Origin of the sequence: Vibrio sp. Isolate34 (assembly GCF_022397915.1) — a bacterium.
In the GTDB taxonomy this organism is placed as follows: Bacteria; Pseudomonadota; Gammaproteobacteria; order Enterobacterales; family Vibrionaceae; genus Vibrio.
On the sequence record NZ_JAKEUO010000024.1, the window covers coordinates 34573 to 57266 of the forward strand.

18 protein-coding genes are annotated in these 22694 nt (G+C 41.6%); 17 read left to right on the plus strand and 1 reads right to left on the minus strand.

What is annotated here, in order from left to right; genetic code table 11:
• Positions 1 to 57 precede the first annotated feature (57 nt).
• Positions 58 to 1002: a ribosome biogenesis GTPase YlqF gene (ylqF, locus tag L1D22_RS19755; RefSeq protein WP_239830946.1), complete on the minus strand. Its 945-nt coding sequence runs from the start codon at positions 1000 to 1002 to the stop codon at positions 58 to 60.
• A gap of 297 nt (positions 1003 to 1299) precedes the next feature.
• Here ylqF and L1D22_RS19760 point away from each other — a divergent pair, with 297 nt between their 5' ends.
• The 17 genes from L1D22_RS19760 to L1D22_RS19840 all read left to right on the plus strand — a co-directional run bounded on the left by L1D22_RS19760 (position 1300) and on the right by L1D22_RS19840 (position 22530).
• Entirely contained in the window at positions 1300 to 1458 is a 159-nt protein-coding gene (locus tag L1D22_RS19760) for a ribbon-helix-helix protein, CopG family (protein WP_239830947.1), read from the plus strand.
• Between the two features lie 4 nt (positions 1459 to 1462).
• On the plus strand, positions 1463 to 2497 hold the full coding sequence (locus L1D22_RS19765) for a hypothetical protein (RefSeq protein WP_239830948.1): 1035 nt from the start codon (positions 1463 to 1465) through the stop codon (positions 2495 to 2497).
• Positions 2494 to 3948 (plus strand): hypothetical protein, encoded by a 1455-nt coding sequence (locus tag L1D22_RS19770; protein WP_239830949.1) that lies wholly within the window; start codon positions 2494 to 2496, stop codon positions 3946 to 3948. The genes L1D22_RS19765 and L1D22_RS19770 overlap by 4 nt, the downstream gene beginning before the upstream one ends.
• Positions 3878 to 4585, plus strand: coding sequence for a hypothetical protein (locus tag L1D22_RS19775; protein ID WP_239830950.1), 708 nt, complete (start codon positions 3878 to 3880; stop codon positions 4583 to 4585). The genes L1D22_RS19770 and L1D22_RS19775 overlap by 71 nt, the downstream gene beginning before the upstream one ends.
• 4 nt (positions 4586 to 4589) lie before the next feature.
• On the plus strand, positions 4590 to 5210 hold the full coding sequence (locus tag L1D22_RS19780; protein ID WP_239830951.1) for a hypothetical protein: 621 nt from the start codon (positions 4590 to 4592) through the stop codon (positions 5208 to 5210).
• A gap of 9 nt (positions 5211 to 5219) precedes the next feature.
• Positions 5220 to 7136, plus strand: a complete 1917-nt coding sequence (locus L1D22_RS19785; protein ID WP_239830952.1) for a MotA/TolQ/ExbB proton channel family protein — start codon at positions 5220 to 5222, stop codon at positions 7134 to 7136.
• Positions 7137 to 7138: 2 nt separating this feature from the next.
• Complete coding sequence (locus L1D22_RS19790) at positions 7139 to 7849, plus strand: OmpA family protein (protein WP_239830953.1); 711 nt, start codon at positions 7139 to 7141, stop codon at positions 7847 to 7849.
• On the plus strand, positions 7846 to 8988 hold the full coding sequence (locus tag L1D22_RS19795) for an HNH endonuclease signature motif containing protein (RefSeq protein ID WP_239830954.1): 1143 nt from the start codon (positions 7846 to 7848) through the stop codon (positions 8986 to 8988). The genes L1D22_RS19790 and L1D22_RS19795 overlap by 4 nt, the downstream gene beginning before the upstream one ends.
• A complete protein-coding gene (locus tag L1D22_RS19800) occupies positions 8988 to 9326 on the plus strand; it encodes a hypothetical protein (protein WP_239830965.1) in 339 nt (112 codons plus the stop codon). Before L1D22_RS19795 ends, L1D22_RS19800 begins: the two co-directional genes overlap by 1 nt.
• A gap of 229 nt (positions 9327 to 9555) precedes the next feature.
• Complete coding sequence (locus L1D22_RS19805) at positions 9556 to 11412, plus strand: hypothetical protein (RefSeq protein WP_345772818.1); 1857 nt, start codon at positions 9556 to 9558, stop codon at positions 11410 to 11412.
• Positions 11412 to 12071 (plus strand): OmpA family protein, encoded by a 660-nt coding sequence (locus L1D22_RS19810; RefSeq protein ID WP_017034431.1) that lies wholly within the window; start codon positions 11412 to 11414, stop codon positions 12069 to 12071. The genes L1D22_RS19805 and L1D22_RS19810 overlap by 1 nt, the downstream gene beginning before the upstream one ends.
• Positions 12058 to 14106 carry an EH signature domain-containing protein gene (locus L1D22_RS19815; RefSeq protein ID WP_239830955.1) on the plus strand — a complete coding sequence of 683 codons (2049 nt, stop codon included), beginning with the start codon at positions 12058 to 12060 and terminating at the stop codon, positions 14104 to 14106. The genes L1D22_RS19810 and L1D22_RS19815 overlap by 14 nt, the downstream gene beginning before the upstream one ends.
• A 9-nt stretch (positions 14107 to 14115) precedes the next feature.
• Positions 14116 to 15237 carry a CRISPR-associated ring nuclease Csm6 gene (gene csm6 / locus L1D22_RS19820; RefSeq protein WP_239830956.1) on the plus strand — a complete coding sequence of 374 codons (1122 nt, stop codon included), beginning with the start codon at positions 14116 to 14118 and terminating at the stop codon, positions 15235 to 15237.
• A 44-nt stretch (positions 15238 to 15281) separates the two neighbouring features.
• Positions 15282 to 18863, plus strand: coding sequence for a type I restriction-modification system endonuclease (gene hsdR, locus L1D22_RS19825; protein WP_239830957.1), 3582 nt, complete (start codon positions 15282 to 15284; stop codon positions 18861 to 18863).
• Positions 18864 to 19059: 196 nt separating this feature from the next.
• Positions 19060 to 20655 carry an N-6 DNA methylase gene (locus L1D22_RS19830; RefSeq protein WP_239830958.1) on the plus strand — a complete coding sequence of 532 codons (1596 nt, stop codon included), beginning with the start codon at positions 19060 to 19062 and terminating at the stop codon, positions 20653 to 20655.
• Positions 20655 to 22025, plus strand: a complete 1371-nt coding sequence (locus tag L1D22_RS19835; RefSeq protein WP_239830959.1) for a restriction endonuclease subunit S — start codon at positions 20655 to 20657, stop codon at positions 22023 to 22025. Before L1D22_RS19830 ends, L1D22_RS19835 begins: the two co-directional genes overlap by 1 nt.
• 157 nt (positions 22026 to 22182) lie before the next feature.
• Positions 22183 to 22530: a hypothetical protein gene (locus L1D22_RS19840; RefSeq protein WP_239830960.1), complete on the plus strand. Its 348-nt coding sequence runs from the start codon at positions 22183 to 22185 to the stop codon at positions 22528 to 22530.
• Positions 22531 to 22694: the final 164 nt, after the last annotated feature.

The window sequence follows — 22694 nt, forward strand, 5'->3', positions numbered from 1 at the left end:
ATCTTAGTAGCAGGTGCGAGAGTGGTTAATAAAAAACACTTAGAAAGCTAATCGCGATTAACGCTTGTTCTTCAAGTAACGTTTACGACGCTCTTCTTTCTTCTTCGCTTGCTGTTCAGCTTTTAGTGCTGCCGCTTCTTCAACTTCAACCAATTCTTTAGTGATCATTTCAGGTAGCTCTAGAGTAATTTTACCTAAAGTACCGTTACGCAGTTCGTGAAGTAGAATCTCAGAACATTTGTGAAGGTCGATATGACCACCTGCACGAAGTGCACCACGCTTGCGGCCAATCGCTTCCATCAACTCGATGTCTGATTCTGGCAACTCTTCGATTTGGTAACGTTCTTGCAATAGGTGAGGGTATTGCTTTGCTAGGTACTCAACTGTGTAGAATGCCACTTCATCATATTCCATCGCCGTGTCTTTCACAGCGCCCGTTGCTGCTAGGCGGAAGCCACTGTGTGGATTTTCCACTTTAGGCCATAGGATTCCTGGAGTATCTGAAAGGATCACGCCGTTCTGCAGGTTGATACGTTGCTGGCGACGAGTTACCGCAGGTTGGTTACCTGTTACCGCGATTGTACGTCCAGCTAAGCAGTTGATGATGGTTGATTTACCTACGTTAGGAATACCCATGATCATAGTGCGAATGTTTTTACCCATCTGTTCACGGTGCGGTGCAAGTTTGCGAACCAACTCCATGACGTGGTTAACTTCTTCTTTAACGCTGGTAGTAATTGCAATCGCTTTAACGCCTTGCTCTTTCTCGAAGTGCTCAATCCAACGCTGAGTCAGTTCAGGATCCGCAAGGTCACGTTTGTTCAACACTTTTACACAAGGCTTATCGCCGCGCAGTGAAGAGATCATTGGGTTTTCACTACTGAACGGAATACGAGCGTCCAGTACTTCGATGATCACATCAACCTGTGGGATAACTTCTTCGATTTCTTTGCGGGCTTTATGCATGTGACCCGGAAACCATTGAATTTTACTTGCAACCATATGTATTTATTACCTTTTGTTTTTATGGTTAGGCTGGTGGGGTATCAGGTGGGGTACCAAGTGATGAAATTCGATTTTGGGGTACCAAAGGCACAATCCAAGTCACCCATAGCCACATCAGCAATTAATGTGACGATATTAACATTTTCTAGGTCATGGGAATACACTTGTTGAGCGTCAAAGTCTTGGCAAAATCTAAGTACGTTTTAACAAACTTTGGAATAAGTGAAATTCCAGAAATAGAAATAAGTTAACACTATACTGCACCGGTTCGCACCACAATAGTGAAAGGTCATAATGAGTAAACCACGTATAACAATCCGTTTTGATGAAGAAGTATATGCAGAGATACAAAAGTTAGCAGAAGAGCAAGATAGAAGTATCAACTGGTTAGTTAACCGTTTATTAGCTGACTCCTTGAATACAACAGATGACACTAAAAGTACTGAAGCATAATATAATGTCAATTCACCGCGCGATTACGTTTAGCCTATTGCCTTTAAGCCTGTTGTTTGGCTGTACGTCAGATTCTCATGTAACTCAGTCATCTGAGCTCACTACAACTAACAGTGGCCTAGCATCCTCAGGTAATGAAAGTCGCGACGAGGTGCAGGAACGAAGTAAGATCGCTTCTAATCAAGACGTGCAAAATAAAACACCAGATACTGATACTCTGATTTTGGAGCACGAGAGCCCAAATGAGCGTAGCCTTGGAGATGAACAAAGCTCAACAACTGAAAAACAACCTGAGACAAGTAATGTATCTAATTCACCTTTAGGGCCAGAAAGCGAGAAGGGGAATGAAAAGAAAACAAATATCGCAAGTAGTACTGTTACTGAAGAGAACCCCTTGGAGGGTGAAGAGATAAATGAACCTGGCTTTCACCCTCCCTTCAAAGAAGTTGAAAAGGCTAAATTACCCAAAACGTTGCCAAGTATCCAAGCCCCTGAGCATTTAGAGCATCCACTATCAGCAAGTATGGGTATTATGTTTTTGCTCGGTGAAGATTCGAAGGGTTACTACTTATACGGCGAAGGTAAAATAGCAGAAGGCACCTTTCAAAAGTTTATACGCTATGTTGACCACTATAAACTCCGCAATATTGAGCTAGATCGAATTATGATCCATAGCCCTGGTGGTCTGATGCATGAGGCAATGCTTGTAGGTCGTTATATGCAAGAAAATAATTGGAGCTCAGATAGTGACAAGCACATGCGTTGTTATTCTGCGTGTGGGTTCATTTTTGCGTCAGGCACGACTAAAAGAATGCAGTCTGGTGCTGAGGTAGGCTTTCATCGACCTTATCTTCCCCAAATAGAAGACACGCCTGAAATTATTTCAGCCATGTATGAAAGATATATACCATTTTGGATAGAGATCGATGGCGACCCTACACTATTTAATAAGTTTATGAAAAATTACGGTCGGGATGACATGTTAATCTTAACTACGGAAGATGCTAATGATTACTTAATGGTAGATATTTATAAATGATTGAAAAAGCAAATAGGCATAATGACGACATGTTGATCCAAATAATGCTGTTCATATTAGGTGCTCTAATCGTATGGTTTAATATACTTGGTTACGATATTTTGTTTCCAAATGATGATTTCTCGATAAACCCTTTCTCTGCACTCCTGTTTTTTACTGAAGCTGCGGTATTGGTTTGGACCTCTCAGGTAATCAAAAACTGGTATACAACAAGCCGTTTACTAAAAATGATGATATTCATTTTGGTGCCAGCATTTTGGTTTTTATGTTATTCAGGGATTAACAGTTACCTTAATTCTCTAGCGACAAGTGAAATTAGCACTGTAGAGAGTGAAATTGTCATCAATGATAACCGTAATGAGCTAATAAATAGCTTAGAAATACGACGAGAAAATATATCTAGAGAGCTCTCAAACTTAAGATCTTCAAATCAACGTATTGATATATCCCTATCAGAAAGTAATCAAAAAATATCTGAGCTAAGTACTAAATCAAGTGACAGACGTTTAACCCAACTTGATTGTAACGCTGTTGAAGATTGTCGAGTTTCGGTAGAAAACTATCAACAGCAAATCGATACGCTTTCACACAATATGGCGGTTCACCAAAAAGATAAAGAAGGTAACAGTGAGCGGATACGTAGGCTCGAAAGTGAACTCATTGATATTGATAGTAGAGTATCAGGAATGGAGCTTGAAATTGTAGAGTCACGAAATAGCTATGCTGGTACTGAAACATCGTTTAACCAAAAGAAAGAAGTGTATGAGAGTATTGTATTACAAGTGTCATCTTGGTTTGGCTTAACTCCTAGTAACCCGTTTGGTGTATTTGTATCGTTTATTTCTATGATTATTTACCCTGTGTATTTTATTCTGAATTTGCTGGTAAGCCTTAATACCGAAGAGCATAAAGAAATTAGAAAAACGAAGAAGAACAAAAAGGCAAAGCAAAAGGACTATCGACTAGCGTTTTATAATCGCATGATTAAATATTTTAGAGTCTGGGCACATCGTAGAACGAAGACTGTTGAAGTCGATAAAATTGTTGAAGTTCCAGTCGAAGTTGAAAAAGAAGTAGAACGAATTGTAGAAGTTCCTGTTGAAGTTGAAGTAGACAAAATAATTGAAGTGGAAAAAATAATAAATGTAGAAGTTGAAGTAGTAAAAGAAGTCGAGAAAATAGTTGAAGTAGAGAAAGAAGTCGAAAAAATTGTCGAGAAATTCGTAGAAGTTCCTGTAGAGATAGAAGTACCTGTGTATATCGACAAGATTCATAAAGTTAGTGAGCCGATGATAGTTAAAGAGCCTCAGATCATTATTCACGAACGAATTGTCCCTATCCCAGAAGATATTACAGCAAACGAGCTAGAGGAATTACTAAATGCAAAGCCTGGATCTGACGAAACTTCAAGAGTGGAACAGACTGAAATGGAAACGAGTTCAGCAGCGTAAACAACACGAGACGGAACTTGAAGAAATTGAACAGGAAACTGAGCGTTTAAAGCAGTTATTGGAAAGTGAAAAATTAGTTAGCGATATCGCAGATACAAAAACAGACCAAAGTACTGCAACGCTAAGTGATGAACATACTGAAGCAATATCAGCGCTTCATGCTCAGCAGCGTATAACGATTGAGCAAGAGAAACTTAAAGCAATGCAGTATGAAGCTGATTCAAAACTGCGTGATTTAGAAAGAGCCGAAGAAAGGCTGAACTCGAAAGCTAAAGAGCGCCGTTGGCGTACAAAACAAAAGCGAGCGGCATTTTGGCTAAACCAACTACTGAAAGCATTTGTCCTATTACTTATTGCGGCACTTTTAGCTATTGGGGTATATCGAGCTTATCGCTGGGCTACTGAAGAGCCGTTAATTAAAGAAGTATTAACGGAAGTTGAAGTAGAAAAAATCATTGAAAAAGAAGTCGAAGTTGAAACTATTGTTGAGAAAGAAGTTGAAATCATTCCTGACGAGTGTACTCAAATACGAAGAAATGGGCAGATCTTTATAGATTGTGACGGCACTAGAATAGATGGCGTTAATACAATCGGTGATTCTGGTATTACAGATGTGCCTGAGTTGCTAGGAGATTGATGGCGTGGAAAATGTTGATACGCAATTAATGGCTTTGCTGTCAGATCCGATGTTCAATTTAGCAGACATATTTCGGCCTGAACATTCGATATCAATTTTCCATCGTCAATGGGGCAAAGGGAAGATAATCAACGTTATCTCGAGACCCCTTGGTGGTTTTTACATAGATATAGAGTACTCAAATCATGTAAAAACCATATTGTCGACTTCATTGTCTGGGTATCTGACCAAAAATATTTCGATAGATTGTAATTTTCTTGAGATGTATTTAGGACGCAATGTAAGTCAAGAAAATGTCCATGTACCTTCCCTACAAAGTAAGGGGAGTGTCGAAAATCATATTATTAGTACTAGCGCAGCTAGAGATTCAGACAGTGAAGAAGAGCAATTAAGTAATTATATAAATATTTTCCATCGTATTGGAGCATCTCAGTTACATGAGGTGAACCAGTACATAGAACAGAAAAATAAATGGAACGACTTTCACTTACTTAGATCGAAAAACACCCATGCGAATGGAGCTACAGTGAACGGAATAGCTCCAAAGCACTATAAGTACTGCTGTGAAGAACTGGGTATAAACGCGGGAAACGGAACCCCATTAACTAACTACAAACATTGGTAAAAATAAATAATGTCAGATTTCATCGCTTCTATGATCGCCGCTTACACCGCACCCGCAATATCGGATCTATTCATACTAATCATCATGGCAGTATTCGGCTTGGGGTTATTTTTTAGTTATAAATCGGCCTATTCTGGGTTTGTAGCTAGCTGTCCTAATTTATTGACATCGTTAGGTATTCTAGGAACGTTTACTGGTATCGTCGTTGGCTTAATGGAGTTTGATCCCGCGAATATTGATGACTCAATAACTTTGTTGCTAGCTGGTCTTAAGACGGCTTTTTTAACAAGTTTAGTTGGTATGTTTCTATCCATCTTGTTTAAAGGGATAAATGGTCTTTTAACACGTACTGACGACGAAGTAATCGAAGATGTTGGGCCAAGTGAAATCTACAATGTGATGAATGCACAACTTGAATCAACAAAGCTGCTGGTTAGCTCAATTCAAGGTACAGAAGATTCGTCGTTAACTTCTCAAATCAAAAATTTGCGAACTGATATTAATGATGGAAATAGAAATGTTATGGCGCAATTAAAGCAAAAAGAAGTAAATGATGAACAGTTTGCTAATCAACTATGGAACAAGATGAATGAGTTTGGAGAATTGTTATCAAAGTCTGCTACTGAACAAGTGATCAACGCTTTAAAAGAAGTGATTGTAGAGTTTAATGACAAGCTCACTGAACAATTCGGTGAAAACTTTAAGCGCCTTGACGAATCAGTTAAGAAGCTAGTGGAATGGCAAGAGAATTACCGATTACAACTAGAAGATATGTCGACAAAATATCAGTTAGGTGTAGATGCGATTAGCTCTACTGAGAAGTCTGTTGCTAGCATTAATGAACGTGCAGAAACTATACCAGCAACTATGGAAAAGCTGCATGAAGTAATGGAGCTTGGTCATGGTCAAGTAACAGAGTTAGAAGAGCGGATGAAAGGCTTCTCTGAGCTTAAAGACAAAGCTGTAGAGGCAATGCCAGAAATCAAACAACAGCTTGACTCTACAATGTCAACAATTGATACATCTGTTAAAGCCGCATCCGATCATTATGAAAAAATGCTCAAAGAATCACAGGGCATAATTGATAGCTTTAGCACTACAGCAACAGATAGTGTTGAAAATATGCGCACTAATATAGAAACAGGTGTTGATAATTTGAATCAACGTTTCAGTGAAGGTGCTGATAATTTAACGGCTAACTTGGATAGCAAAACCGTTGAAATCTCTACTGCTTTAGCGACTGCATCAGAACAGTTTGTAAAAACAACCGATGACAGTATGACAGCGATGCGATCTAACCTTGAGTCTGGTGCGCAGGAAATCTCTACTCAACTGACTCAAAGTGCACATGATATTGGAGGTAAACTGGTTGAAGCTTCTTCCGATATCCAAGAGCAAGTAGGAACAGCAACGGGTGGTCTAAGTAATGTAACTAGTCATCTAACCGACACTACCGAACAGATTCGCCAACACTTAGAAGATTCAATCACAGAGTTAAATGGCCAATTGCGCGTTCTAGTTGCGGACATTAAAGAAGATTCGCGAGAGACGGGTAAGGTACTGAAAGAAGCAAACCAAGAGTTACTATCCAGCACTCGTGACATTCAATCTGAAACAACTGCGGCATTCACCAAGCTTCAGGACCGTTTAGAGACGACTCTAGAAGACGTCTTCCAAGTCCAGGCACAAGCGGTTCGTCGAACCTTTGATAGTTTAGAAGATCAAATTACCGAATCTGTAGGGCGTACAGGAAGCGCTGTTGAGAAACAGGTCGAAGTTCTGGACTTACAAATGCAGCAAGAAATAAACCGCACAATGAGTGAAATGGGTGAAGCGTTAGCTACTGTGACTCAACAGTTTACTCGAGACTACCGTCAGCTTGTGCATGAAATGTCGAATGTTGTGAACACAAAAATGGCTAGCTAATAATGGAAAGAGTAATAGGAAAAAGCAGCTCTAAAAGTGATGGCGGAGAGCACTGGCTCTCTGTATCCGACTTAATGGCTGGGTTAATGATGGTCTTCCTTTTTATTTCTGTTGCCTTGATGCGTGATGCAATGCAGGAAAGGGATAAAATTAAAGAAGTAGCTGAAACTTATCAGCAGACCCAGCAAGCAATTTATATTGCTTTGCTTGAAGAGTTTGCGAAAGATTTAGATACTTGGGGAGCTGAGATTGATAGGGATACACTCAGTGTCAACTTTACAGCTCCTGAGGTTTTATTCGCTAATGGCCGTGCGAACTTAACGAGTCAGTTTCAAATGATACTGGATGACTTCTTTCCACGTTATCTTGATACATTAGATAACTTTAAGCCAATTATTCAAGAGATTAAGATTGAAGGTCATACATCAAGTCGCTGGAATCATGATTCAAGCGATAACGAAGCATACTTCAATAATATGCGCTTATCTCAATCGAGAACAAGGGCCGTATTAAGCTATACAATGGCATTAGACGCCGTTAAAAATCAGCATTACGATTGGGTGAAAAGTAACGTTGCGGCAGTAGGGTATTCATCCTCAAAACTAATCCTTACAAGCAAAGGAAGAGAGGACGAGCAGCGCTCTAGACGAGTCTCGTTTCGTATTGTAACAAACGCAGAAGAACAGATTCTTAAGATTTTAGGTGCCGAATGAAATTAACCGTTAATTTTGGCAGCCTAATTAAAGCTGTGGATCAAATGGAGCCTGATGAAAAAGGGGACTTTCTCCTTGAATTTCAAGAGACTTCGATTGATAAAATTGATCTAGAGCTTGCAGAAGGGAAAGACGTTGAATTAAAAGACGTAGACGTCGATTCAGGCTTACTAAGCTACAAGGGTCGCCAGGTTCTTTTATATATCAAGGATCATGGTGGTAATGCGCAGTCAGTGATAAACACACCAGGAACAGGTAATCGTTATCATGTATCGGACTGTAGTACCCTCAAAAAAATGAGAGCAGAAGGTAGATTTGAAAGGTATGTAGCAACCAATGACATTTCCGGCGAGTTTACAATCTCAGGTAGTAAAGGTTATTTAGGGAGTTCAGTTGAAGGGAAGGCTAAGCTTAAAGTCTGCCAAAACTGCCTTACCCAGCTAAATTATAAAAGTTGGACAACTGGAGGTAACCGAGGCGAAATTTTATCAAACTTTAATATGGCTGAGTTTTTTCAAACGTACAGCTCATTCTTTCCTCATATGCCATCGAGGAAGTCTGATAATGCAGAAACAGATTATACCGAAGACTGGGCGAAAGTTTCTTCTCATTACCGAGTAGAGCAAGACTTTCAATGTGAAGAGTGTAAAGTCAATATGCGCTCAAACAGAGCGTTGCTTCACGTACATCACATCAATGGTGTTAAACCAGACAACAGCATTAACAACCTGAAAGCACTTTGTATCGATTGTCATAGTAAGCAGCCATTTCATTCGCACATGGCATTAAGGCACTCTGAACGTCAATTAATCAACCAACTTCGAAAAGAGCAAGGCTTACTAGAAAATGTTGATGGGTGGTCTGAACTATTTGGCTTCGCTGACCCTGGTGTTCATGGTGTATTGCATGCATGTAAAAGGCAGAACTTCAAGCTTCCCGAAGTTGCATATTACGTAAGAGATGAATTTGATGATCTTATATCCAAGGTTGAATTAGCGTGGCCAGATGTGAAATTTGGCGTTGCAATATCCAATTTAGATATTGAAGAAGCGAACGAGTGTGGATGGGATATCGTGAGCGTTAATGACTTTCTTGAAGGATACAAAACTAATGCTAATCATCTTAGGAAGGGGTGGTGATGAACGTACGCATAGACAAATTATTAGAGAGAATAATCACGGTTAACCACGCATGGAAGTTGTCACGTGAGGAGTTTGGTCAATCTTTTTGTGCAACCAAATCGTTCAGGTGGACTAAATCATCATTGCAAGCCACGTTGCTTCGAGAGTTTCCGAGTGAAACTTCTCTGAAAGTGGCTAGCGACAATGATAGTCACGATGGGTTGATGTATAGCGTCAGATTAGTTGATCCAATCGTGGTCAATGGTGTCGTTCGCAGCGATGCTGAGCACCTTCCCGGATTTATCGCGGAACAGATTTTTACCCCAGAAGAAATTACCCAATTACTAGCTCGTTGAGATCACTATGTCACCAATACTGTCAATAATTACATCCTCGATCGCGTTCATTAGCACAGAGATGATCGTCTCTGCTATTTTGATAATTTTTGCGTTCTCTTTCTATAGAAGCATTCTTGATCAAAGGAGTAATAAGTTTTTCCTTAATGAGCTATCTAAAACTGCTGATAAACAGCAAGGAGGCCTTTTTAAAATTGACGAGTTGACTCAATCTCAACAAGATTGGTTAATGACCCATCTACTTATTAATGAAAAACACAGCGAAACCATTTCCGTTGAGATGAAAGGTGACCTCTTGGTTTCCAAATCCTCACTAAATGCGATGCTACCTCATGTAGACCAAAGTAAGTACAAGTTGATCCCTGCAATCTTAACGAGCATAGGTATTACAGGAACGTTTATCGGTATTACCCTAGGGTTAAGCGAATTTTCGATGGGGGGCGGCTCAAAAGAGCTATTGTCAACAGCGATGCAGCTGCTCGAGGGCATGAATACAGCGTTCTATACTTCTTTGGTTGGTCTACTATGCTCAGCAATGTTTATGATTTGGATGAAAATTTCGTCTCATACATTAAACACGACCCAAGAGTATTTCGCACAACACTTAGCCCACAACTACGTTGAGGTAAGTGCGATTGATTACCTAAAAAACCTATCTAATGATGGTCAGCAAGGCGTAATTGAAGCACAGCATCGCTCTGCTCTAGCAATGGAACAGCTAGGTAGTAACATGGCTACGATGATGTCAAAGTTTGAGTCGTTAGCAAATGGCTTTAACTCAAAGGATATCGCTGATGCAGTTTCTGGGGCGGTAACCCACTCTATTGAAAAAGAGCTAGCGCCCGTACTTACCCAGGTTAGAGATGAACTAACTTCGCTTAAAGATATAAAAGAACAAAACCAAAAAGAGCTACTTCAAGAAATAATCTCTGAAATGAAGACCGAACTAATCACACCGGTTGTCGTCGAGCTAGAGAAAACGTCCGAGGCTGTGACAGCAAGTAATCAAGTTTCGGAAGAGTTAAATAAAAACGTTGGAAAAGTGATTACTAGTACTGCAGAGACAGTAAAAACCATCAACGCTTTCCAAGAAGAAACAATGGTTAAATTGCAGGCATTCGCTGTGTCACTCAAAGAAATTCTTGCAAGCTTTAAAGATGATACACAAGGTGCAATGTCAACGATTGCCGATGAAGTGAAAAGCATGCTTGATGGTGCAAATGCAGGTTTAACACAGCAAAAAGAAGCTTTTGAGTTGAGTGCGCAAAAAGCAGCAACCTCATTTGAAGGAATTAAGTCTTCTATCGAGACTGCGCTTGATGAACGACAAGAGAAAGAAAAAGCACTATTCGATGGCGTTGAGCAACGTATAGATCATTTGATCAATGGATCTAAAGAAGCGTTCGATGGTCAGACAGAAGTACTTAACAGTGTTGGACAAGCGGCAACAACATTAATGACTTCCGCGAAACAAGAATTAGAAGCAGGGCTTGGCGATATTGATACGAAAGTAAAATCAATGTCCACCACTGTACAAACTGAGTTGGAAGCGTTCCGCCAGCAATATCAAGATAATTTGAATGCCTACTTCGAACAGCAAAATGCTTTGTTAGAATCTAATTTAGGCAAACAACGAGATGGCTTAAACAGCGTGGTCGATAACTTCCGTACTGTATTCGAGCAAGAATATAAAACGCGTCATAACCTTCTTGCTGAGCTAACAGCCCAACATGAGCACTTACAAAAGTCTGCTGACACAATCGAAAAAGTAGCGGAAGCGGTTGGTCTTAATTCAACCTCGAAAATGGCGGAGCTTCAAGACGCCGCTTATACCATGAGTGCGGAAATTGCCAAGTTAAAACGTGAATATGTCAACGCCTCTAAGGCATTTAGCAATGTCGCTAATGATATGCCAAAAGCAATGGATAGCTACTTCTCTCGAGCTAATGATAGCTTTGAAGTGTTCTTTAAAGACTTCGATGAATCAGCAAGTAAGATTCATAACAAATTATCACAAGCAGCAGGGTACCTAATTAACTCTCAAGTTCAACGTAAAGAGTTTGAGGCAGATGAGGTGAATGCTTAATGTCTATATTGCGTAGCAATCAGGCGAACAGCGAAACAGATGAGTCTGGGGTCTGGCTCTCTGTTGGTGACCTAATGTCTGTACTTTTGATGATTTTCGCATTGTTGTTAATCAGTGCGTTGGTACAAATTTCAGAGGTTCATGAAGAGAGCCAGAACACTAGAATAGTGATCATTAAAGATATTAACGATGCATTAGAAAGTGCGGGAATAGAAGTTAATGCTGACCCAAGTACGGGAGACATATCAATCATGGATTCGATCTTGTTTGATGTGAATGACTATCGATTAAAGTCTTCGGGTAAGCAGTTTTTAAATGAGTTTGTACCTATCTATACTAATGTGATTTTTCAAACGGAAGCTACTGCTGATGAAATATCGCGAATAGTCATCGAAGGGCACTCAAGCTCGGAAGGACTATTTGAGAGAAATATGTCTTTAAGTGTACTTCGAGCGAATAGCGTGTCGACGTACATTAGCAGTATGGAATTCAAAAACAAATCAGGATTTTTTGAAAAGGTGGCTATTTCAGGCCGTGGGCCTATTGAAGCGAATCAATCTAAAGCTGAACCAAGTGATCGTAAAGTGAAGTTTCGATTCCAATTTAGAGACGATGAGTTCCTTGGTTACTTTTCAGAGGTGAAACGTGTCAGCCAGTAACTTATTTGCCTTCGACTTACCGCGCGTACCGAATAATAATAGCGTTGAAGTTCTCTCATTTGATGAGTACTACGAAATGGCGATTGCTGATATGCCGTTGCCTCAATTTCCACCAAGAACCATGGCACAATTAGTTGCGCTCGTAGACCAAGATAAAGCTAGTGAAATATCGGTACTAGAGTGGCTTGATATCATAGAAAATGATCATCATTGGCAAGGGTTAGACAAAGACCAAGAACTTGACGCTAGCCGGGCAATTTGGCTAGCGATCTGTACCAATGGTGTATTAGGTAATATAGCATTTTTTAAAGCAGGTTTAGCCGTTGAGGGGCAGCCAACAACGATGGTGAAACCTTTATTGGATTCAATGGATATAGTTAGTAGCGTTCCTGGACTAAACGTCGTTACCCAACAAAAAATCGGCTGGATAACAGCCATCAAAGAATCCAACTGGTTAGGTCTTGCAAAGCAGTGCTATGTGAGCAAGCAGTCTCCGGTTCTTCGGGTTAAAAAGCTGATGATGCCCAATGCAAATTATTACGTTGATAATTTAGGGAAGTATTTAATTGATTGTGCGCCTGCTATTCTCACAAGTGATGATCAAATCTGGTTGGAAAGTTGTTTTTATTCACTAAAAACAACTCAGCAGCGAATTGAGTATTGCCAACAAATACTAGCTAAATACAGCGCTAATCTAGGCAAGGGAATTGTAAAGTCACTCATAGAAGAACACTGCCTACCTAATAGCGAGCATTCTTTCTGGTATTACTTCGATCAGCCTTCCATAGATAGACTGAAAACACTCTTTAAGCTTTCTGATTACTATGAACTAAAGTCTTTAGTGACTCAGCTATGTGGCGATGAGTGTTCGGCTCAGTTAAATATTACCGAGCAACAGATAAAACAGATGCGCGGTCGTACTGATTTTTGGTCTAACTATAGCAAGCAATTCGATCGTATTCGGGTTTTACTGCCTCAAGAGAGTAATGATGTATTAACTGGAGTAGGTGCTCGTCTTACTAATCAGGTTGATGTTTACAAAAGCAATGACCCACAGAATGTTGAAGTGTTTATCTTCGCACTTGGAAAGCTCATTGTAGTTGAAGTGCTTAGAGGTGAATTGGGCGAAACGAGGTTCTACAAAAATAACAAATGGAATGCAGAGCGACTGTTTAGCGGAAGTTTCAATTCTATCGCAGAAATTAGAGAGCTTGCGCAGGTTGAAGTGCATGACCATGTCTTAGCTTGGCAGTATTTCTGTGAAAAACTTCTACGTACCAAGTTTAAGGTCCTGCCAAATGAAAACACGAGTGCGTTTAAAGGGATGAGTAGGAAATTTGGTCAGTACTCTACGAAAACAGGTTTGCCCAAGCCGGACACGCTAGCCTTAAATGATCGAGCTAGAATGCTTGAGGAATGGCTAGAGAAATTCTGGTCGTTTGAGTTCCAAACTACGAAGTACTCTACTACACCTGCCTCAAAGGAGAGTACCCAAACGTTAGCAAAAGCCCAGGTACAAAACCAACTGGGTGATGATGAATCATACAAAGAATTACTTAGTGTCGCTTCTAAGCAAGGTAATACGGAAGCTATGTATCGTTATGGGGTTGCACTGGTTAAAGGAACAAACTCTGAGCGCAAAGAAGGTGAAAGAAATATACTTAAGAGTGCTCAAAAAGGGCATAAGTCTGCTGAAGACTTTATTCAAAAGTTTGGAATTTCTGAGTACGCTGAAATGCGTCCAATATTAAAAGATAGTTTAAAGAAAATCAATGCTTCTGAGAAAATATGGATTGGCTTCCATATGCAAAGAGGTTGGGTAGAGTTGGACAGAACTTTAAAGGAAAACAGACCGGAATCAAATGGCACAATGATTTTTGTAGAACTACAAGCAGGCAAAATGTTTTTCGAAGAAAAATCTAGATGGAAAGAACCACTATTTATTTTTGGACCAAACTACATCGATAGCGCGAGTGATACGCAGTTAAAAGAATTAGAACTGATATTGACTCGTTATAAAGTAAAGCTGAGATAGTACTTACCAATGAAAAACATCCTACTCGCTACAACGGGCACAAGCCCTCAAGTTCTTACAGAAACGCTGTTTGCTATTCACCAAAGTGGCCGACCATTTCCAGATGAAATCTACGTAATCACAACACGTAGTAGTAAGCCCGTATTAGAAAATGGCTTATTTCGAGATGGGCACTTTCAAACGCTACTAGATGAATACAACATGCCACCAGTTAAGTTTGATGAAAGCCATATCTGGCTCATTGAAGATGATAACGGAAACAGCATTGATGATGCCAAATCCATCGATGATCAAACCTACATGGCCGATTTCATCACTCACAAAGTGTATGAGCTGACTCAAGATGACAATGTCGCCATTCATGCGTCACTCGCTGGTGGACGTAAAACCATGGCATTTTACTTTGGCTACGCCATGTCGCTGTTTGGTCGTGAGCAAGACACCTTAAGCCACGTTTTTGTTGACGATGAATACGAATTCGTACGTGATTTTTGGTATCCAACCAAGCAGCCTAAATGGGTAACAGGAAAGAATGGGCAGGGTGAGGTAGATGTAAGTAAAGCCAATATAACACTTGCTGAAATTCCATTTGTACGTATGCGAAGCTCTGTTGACCCTAGCTTAATTTCTTCCATGGAAAAGTTTTCTTTTAGCCAAACCGTTGGAATGCTCAATGCCAGCCATAACGAAGACTTAAGCGTTACCATTCGAAAGAAAGCTAAGTTGATCTCTGTTGTTGGCGTAGACATTAAACTCACGGCAAAAGAGTGTGCCTTTTATCTATGGTTACTGGAAAAAGAAGGTTCAGGAGTTTTAGTCGATAGAGATTTTGATTCAGATGGAACCTACAGCAAAGAGTTTTTAAATACCTATCTTGAGATAGCTAAAGACCCACGCGTTTTTGACACTTTCAAAACAACGCCTGAAGATTTCAAAGACGGAGACTTTAGCTCGCTAGTCGGCATGGCTCGCGAGTTCTTACAACCGATATGCTCAACGATAAATCGTAAGCTTAAAAACGCTTTACCGAGTGATATAGCAAATAAACTCGAAATAAAGTCGTTATCAGAAGCTCATAACCAGCGTTATCGGATTACGTTAGAAAAAAATAATTGTATTATTAGTCAATAAATTAGAGCAAAGAAATGTTCAGTAATGTGACAAGTGAGCCATCAATGACAACATCGAATTTTGAGTTTCTCCGTACAATCAGCCCAGACATGTTTAATGCGCTGCTATCTGCAGAGCAAAACCTTCACAATGATCCAAACATTACTATGGTCAAAACCCGCATGTTTGGTGAAATGTGTGCTCGAAGTATTGCGGTCGGTATGAACATAGCTTTGCCAGAGCAGCAAATTGATCTTATTAAAGCGCTAAGAGAAACTAATAAGCTTCCTAGCATTATTGAACCATTTCAACAGCTTCGAATTGTCGGTAATAAGGCTGTACATCAGAACTACGCCAACCCAAATGATGCCGTGCGTATTCTAGCGCTCTCTCACCATATCGCATTTTGGTACTACAAACTCAAAAGCGGCAACTTCAATGAAGCAACACCAGCGTTCATTCAACCTCAGCCCCAGCAAGACAATGCAGCTTTAAATGAGCTAGTAACGCTGAAGCAGCAGCTCAAGGCTTTCCAAGAGAAAAGTGCGAATACTGAAGAAGCGATAGCTCATAAACAAGACAAGATTGTTGATCTAAAGGGCTATATCTCCATTTTAGAGAGTCAAAAAACCGAAACGGAGCAACAAGCCCAAGATCGTATTGCCGCATTAGAAGCAAAGCTTCTAGAACAGAAACTGCAATTTGAAGCACTCAGCCAAGACCAACAAAAAGCGCAAGTTGTTGAGTTTGAGTCAGGGCTTAAAAAGAACAAATTTGAACTTACTGAAGCCGAAACTCGCTTCATTATTGATGGTCAATTACACCAAGCTGGCTGGGAAGCAGACAGTGAGTTATTGGACTACCGAAAAGGCGCTCGCCCAGAAGCTGGTAAGAACCGAGCGATTGCAGAGTGGGTGTTCAACGACACCAAACAACGCGCTGACTACGTTTTATTTATTGGCTTACAGCCGGTTGCGATTGTTGAAGCGAAAAAGAAAGCGCTTAGCGTGCAGGATGCCTTACCACAGGCGAAAACCTACGCAGACCAGTTTGATTATGTACAATACGCGATAGATCACGACCTCACGTTGACTGTTGCTAATGAACCCCCTCAAACTAGTAAACGCAAAACACTAAGTTTACCGTCAAAGCAAAACTATGAACAAAACGTCGCAGAGGAAGCAGCGAAATATACGACGGCTGCCAACAGCACTTTGCGTGATGACGAAAAACTCAAGCCAATTGCGTTTCTTTATGCAGCAAATGGCCGCGAATACTTACAACAGGTGAAAAGCCAAAGCGGGATTTGGTGTGCGAATGCAGATGGTACGAAACAACACGTATTAAGTGCCTTCCATTCACCGCAAGACATACAAGCTAAGCTATGTAAAAACCGCAAGAAATCGTTGGATTGGCTGGAAACTCACGACAAAAAAGAGCTCGACCTATTCAAACCGTCAGAGCTTGCCGTTGATGCCATTGAAGATGCCATCGAAGCAGGGCAAGAGAACTTACTCGTCGCCATGGCAACAGGTACAGGTAAAACCCGTGTCGCAGGGGCAACCATGTACCGCTTGCTCACCTCCGGTTTATGCCGCAACGCCTTGTTCTTAGTTGATAGACGTTCATTGGGCACGCAAGCAGTGAACTCGTTTAAAGAGTATCGTATTCGCCAAATGCCATTGGCCGATCACTATAACCTCTATGAGTTAGGTGAAAAAACCGACCAAGCAGGCGATAAGCCGTGGATCCAAATAGCGACCGTACAATCGTTGTCACTAATGCTACAAAGTGAGAACAACCCGCTCACTCCAGGCATGTACGATTGTATTATTGTTGATGAAGCACACCGAGGCTACAACGAAGACACCGAACAAACCGAAGGTGAAATGCTGTTTAGAGATCAAGCAGAATACCAATCGAAATACCGCCAAGTGATCGACTACTTTGACGCATTGAAGATCGGCTTAACTGCAACGCCTGCCACCAACACCATGAAAATCTTTGGTAAACCTATTTACGAATATCGCTTCAATCAAGCGGTATTAGATGGACGCCTAGTGGATCAAGAGCCGCCAATCATTATCGACACAGAACTGACCCAGCAGGGTGTTCAGTTTGATAAAGGGGCAACCGTAGATCAGCTAGTGGATGGCGAGATCATTGAAGGTGTGCTCCCAGAAGAGCTTAATATTGATATATCAGGCTTTAACCGAAAAGTGCTGGTTCCAGAATTTAATCGAGCAGTGTGTAACGCACTACCAGAATATATCGATCCAACACAGCCTGCCAAAACACTGGTCTTTTGTGTTAACGACATTCACGCTGACGAAGTGGTAAACATGCTACGTGAGACCTACCGAGACAAATTGGGTGACGAGGTTGATGATGCCATTATCAAAATCACAGGTAAATCAGCCAGTGGCGATAGCAAGCAGATTGAATCACTGATTACTCGTTATCGTAAAGAACGATTACCCAATATTGTGGTTACCGTCGATTTGTTAACCACAGGTATTGATGTACGTCCAATCAGTAACCTAGTGTTTTTGCGCCAAGTGAAAAGCCGAATCCTTTACGAGCAGATGAAAGGCCGCGCGACGCGTACCTGTGATGAAATAAACAAGCAGACGTTCAGAATATTTGATGCGGTGAATCTTACTGAAACCATTGAGCGTCTTGGGGCTGAAAACTTAATGAAGCCCGTCGTAAATAAGCCCAACTTGAGCTTAGAGCAGTTGGTGGAAGAGATGGCTTGCCCAGATGCAAACGATTATACACAAAGCGACGGCAACAGCTTTGCTCAGCAGTCGTTAGATGCGTTCACTGTAAAATTGGGCCGAACACTGAAAAAGGCTGATAAGCTTAAACTTGAAAAAGAGGGCGTTGCCGCCGAGCTAAACCAGTTAGATATACTGGTCTGCGACAACTTCCCTGAGTTAGAAAGCGCTAAGCAACTGCCTAAGCACCTGCATCAGCTTGGGCCAAAAGCGGCCGCAGAAGCAATAAAAAGCAACCCGTGGATACTCAATCGTGAGCCAGCCATGCGCCAAGCGATCAATTTTGGTGAAAGAGCACCGCTCATCTACTCAGGGGATGTGGGTGAAGTGACGGTCACACAAAACTGGGGTGGCTATGAAAAACCAGAAGAGTATTTAGCGGCGTTTGAGCGTTTTGTACAAGAAAACCAAAATAAAGTCACCGCATTAGACACCGTAGTGAATCGCCCACGCGATTTGACGAAGGCGGATTTGGTTTCACTGCTAAGCAAAATGGAAACGAAACAGTTTAACGAGCAAACCTTGCTACAGGCACGTAAAGCCGCCAAACAAGAAGATGTGGCTGCGCGTATTATCGGCCTAATTCGCCAAGCCGCTATTGGTAGCCCGTTAGTCCCGTTTGAAGAGCGCTTAATCCATGCACAAGACACCATCACAACGCGTTATAAGCTTACGAAACCCCAACAAAAGTGGTTAAAGCGTATAGTGAATCAAATGCGTGAAGACTTAGTTCTCAACGACGATTCTTTTAAAGTGGGTACGTTGCGAACCAAAGGTGGCAAAAGCCGAGCAGACAAAGATCTAGATGGTCAATTAGACATCATTATGAAAGATCTGGTGGATGCGACATGGGGTGAATCCGCGTAGAATAGCGACCATTAATAACCAAGCATCGCTGGTATACAGCAAGCGGAAGGCTTGAATAATAAAACCATTAACTAAAGGATTGGCCATGTGCCAATCCTATTTTTTCAACTGGCACTGAGTGTTCATGACCCAATGAGTTTATTACTCAATAAGTCTATTGTTCATTAGTCAGCAGCCATTCATTAGGAACAAGAATATGAATACCAATGAAATCGTCGGCAAGCTGTGGAATCTGTGTAACGTACTGCGTGATGATGGCATCACCTATCAAGACTACGTCACCGAGCTGGCATCGCTGTTATTCATTAAAATGTGTGACGAACTGGACGACAAAAAAGAGTTACTACCAGAAGGCATTCGCTGGCAAGATCTGAAAGCCAAAAATGGTTTAGATCAGTTACAATTTTATCGCCGCATGTTGGTGGAATTGGGTGAAGATGAGCACTCAATCGTTCGCGCTATTTTCGCCAACGTGAATACCAATATTGACAAACCAAAGCATCTGCAAGAACTAATAGCAGGCATGGATAAGCTCGATTGGTATGGCTCTAGCCGTGAAGATTTTGGTGACATGTACGAAGGCTTGTTAGAAAAGAACGCGGGTGAAACTAAATCAGGCGCAGGCCAGTACTTTACGCCACGCCCGCTCATCGACACCATGACCGCGCTACTGCAACCCACTTTTGGCGAAGTCATCCAAGATCCAGCGTCAGGTACGGCGGGTTTCTTGATCTCCGCTGACCGTTTTATTAAAGCAGAGACAGATGATCTCGACGATTTATCTCAACCACAAATCGAGTTCCAACAGCGCCAAGCGTTCCAAGGTATAGAGCTAGTTTCTGGTACGCGCCGTTTGGCACTAATGAACTGCTTATTGCACGACATTGAAGGGCCAGAAAACAGCGAAGGGCCAATCATGCTAGGTAACACCCTAAGTGGTGATGGTGAAACTTTAGCATCGGCGGATGTTATTCTAACCAACCCTCCGTTTGGCAGTGCCAAAGGCGCAGGCGTGAGCCGTGAATTTACTCATATGACGCAAAATAAACAGCTCGCTTTTATGCAGCATATTTACACCAACTTAAAACCAGGTGGCCGTGCCGCAGTCGTTATTCCTGATAACGTGTTGTTTGAGTCAGGCGCAGGCACACGCATACGTCAAGATCTCATGGATAAGTGTAACCTGCACACCATCTTGCGTTTGCCAACAGGTATCTTCTACGCACAGGGCGTCAAGACTAATGTCCTCTTCTTCCAAAAAGGCACGCCAGAGAACAAGAACCAAGACAAAGGCTGCACCAAAGAGACATGGGTATTCGATATGCGTACCAACATGAACACCTTTGGTAAACGCCGTCCACTGACTGAAAAGCACTTTGAAGCCTTTATCAATGCTTATGGTACAGACAAAAATGGTCAATCAACTCGTGAAGAGGGCGTTTACGAGACGTTGGGTGCTATTTACCCAGAAGGTGAAGGTAGTGTTGAGAACGTCAGCGAGCAAGCGCACAAGGTAGATAGCGCACGTTTCCGCAAATTCAGTCGTGACTACATTCGTGACCAAAAAGGCGACAGTCTAGATATCTCTTGGTTAAAAGACCTAGAAGCGACTGGCGCAGAAAACCTGCCAGAGCCAGAAGTATTAGCTGGTGAAGCTATGGCTGAGCTGACCGAAGCTATGTCTGAAATTTACCAACTGATGCAAGCACTTGGCGCGAATGATGAAGCCGAAGGGCAAAAGCAATTACTTGAAGAAGCCTTTGGCTTGGCAGAAAAGCCGGAGGCAGAGTAATGGGTGAGTTACCGAAAGGTTGGGCTGAAGTTTCTATTGATGACATTACCTCCGATGTCAGCTATGGGGTAACTGCTAAATCAGATCCGTTCGAGGGCGATTTACAGCTACTAAGAATTACGGACATTCAAGATAACAGAGTGGACTGGTCATCAGTTCCGTACTGTAAGTATGAATCTAAATATGAGTCATCTCGTCTCAAAGATAACGATATTGTTGTTGCTAGGACGGGAGCTACTGTAGGTAAATCTTTTCTAATAGAACACGCCGTAGAAGATTCTGTTTATGCATCTTACTTAATTAGATTGAGACTAACCAAAGGCACTTTGCCAAAATATTTGGCTAAGTTTCTGCATACACCTTCGTACTGGCAACAGATATCTGAACAAAAAGCTGGTATAGGGCAACCAAACGTCAATGGTACTAAGCTCAAGACATTAAAAATGCCACTTGCCCCACTAGCCGAACAAAAACGCATTGTTGAAAAGCTCAATGAGGTATTGGCACAGGTCGACACCATCAAAGCCCGCCTAGATGGCATCCCAGATTTGCTAAAACGCTTCCGCCAATCGGTACTCGCTTCTGCGGTGTCGGGTAAGTTGACGGAAGAGTGGCGTGGGGGGCAAAGTCTGAAGCCATGGGTAACGCTTAACTTAAATGAGGTAACAAGCCATGTGGTAGATTGCCCCCATTCAACGCCTAAATGGTCTGATGAAGGGCGTTATTGTGTTCGCACAACGGCATTTAACCCGTTTTACTTAGATCTTTCAGAACAAGGTTATGTAAATGATGAGGTGTTTGCACAACGAACTTCTCGTTTGAAGCCTGAATCTGAAGATATTTTATATAGCAGGGAAGGCACCGTGGGTATCGCATGCCAAATCCCTAAAGGTGTTGAACTCTGTCTTGGACAAAGAATGGTTGTGATTAGAACTAACGAAAAAGTTGCATCTAAATTTTTAACAATCGTTCTTAACTCAGACCATATTCTTCGAATAGTTAGAGAGTTAACTATCGGCAGCACAGCTCCAAGAGTCAACATGAAGGTTATTCGTGAGTATCCAATTCCGGTCCCTGATGTTACTGAACAAAAAGAAATCGTTCGCCTAGTCGACCAATATTTCGCGTTCGCTGACACCATTGAAGCGCAAGTGAAAAAAGCGCAGGCGAGGGTAGATAACTTAACCCAAAGCATTTTGGCAAAAGCCTTCCGTGGTGAGCTGGTGGCGCAAGACCCAACCGACGAACCCGCCGACAAACTGTTAGAGCGCATCGCCGTAGCTCGTACCGAGGCTGAAGCCTTAGCCAAGGCGGCTAAAAAAGCTGACGCGGCAAGAAGGAAAGCTGAAAAGGCCGAAGAGAAAGCCTAGTCACGTCACTTTTCGTTACTTAAGCCGCTAGAAAAATGGCTAAGGCAGGTTCACTGCCTTAGCCATGCTGCATATGGTTGTAATAACGATTATTCCAAAACTTAGATACCGATTATTTATACTTAATTCTGTCGTTTATTGAATTCGGAAATAATGAATGAAAAAAGTATTACTCACCGCCCTAATCGCTCTGTTCAGCACGTTAGTTTTTGCAGAAGACCCAACAGAGTCGCGCATTACTGGGGCAGACAATTCCGCTATTAATGCTATGGCCGCTCTTATTGGTTTAACCTCCGTTTGCGAAGAAAGAGGCCTATACGTGACTGAGTTTATGATCGAGGGGCTATTGGATCATGGCGAACAAGAATATGGCCGCTTCCTCTACTCTGAATTTTTCTCTGCCAAGGTGGAAAGCTGGGAGCAATCGGCACGCAATCAACAAAATATCAGCAATGAATGTTTGGACTTTGCAACTCAGTTCAATACAGGATTCAACAAAAAATAGGGAAGTGACGTTAAGTTGTTTCAATACTAGTGTCACACTCTCTATATGCAAATCAAACAACCTCTGCTTTTGTAAGCTTACTAACCGTTTAGTTAGGCCGAAATCAGGTAGGATTTTGGACTAACTTGGTATTTTTTATACAAAGAATTGTTATTAATACGACC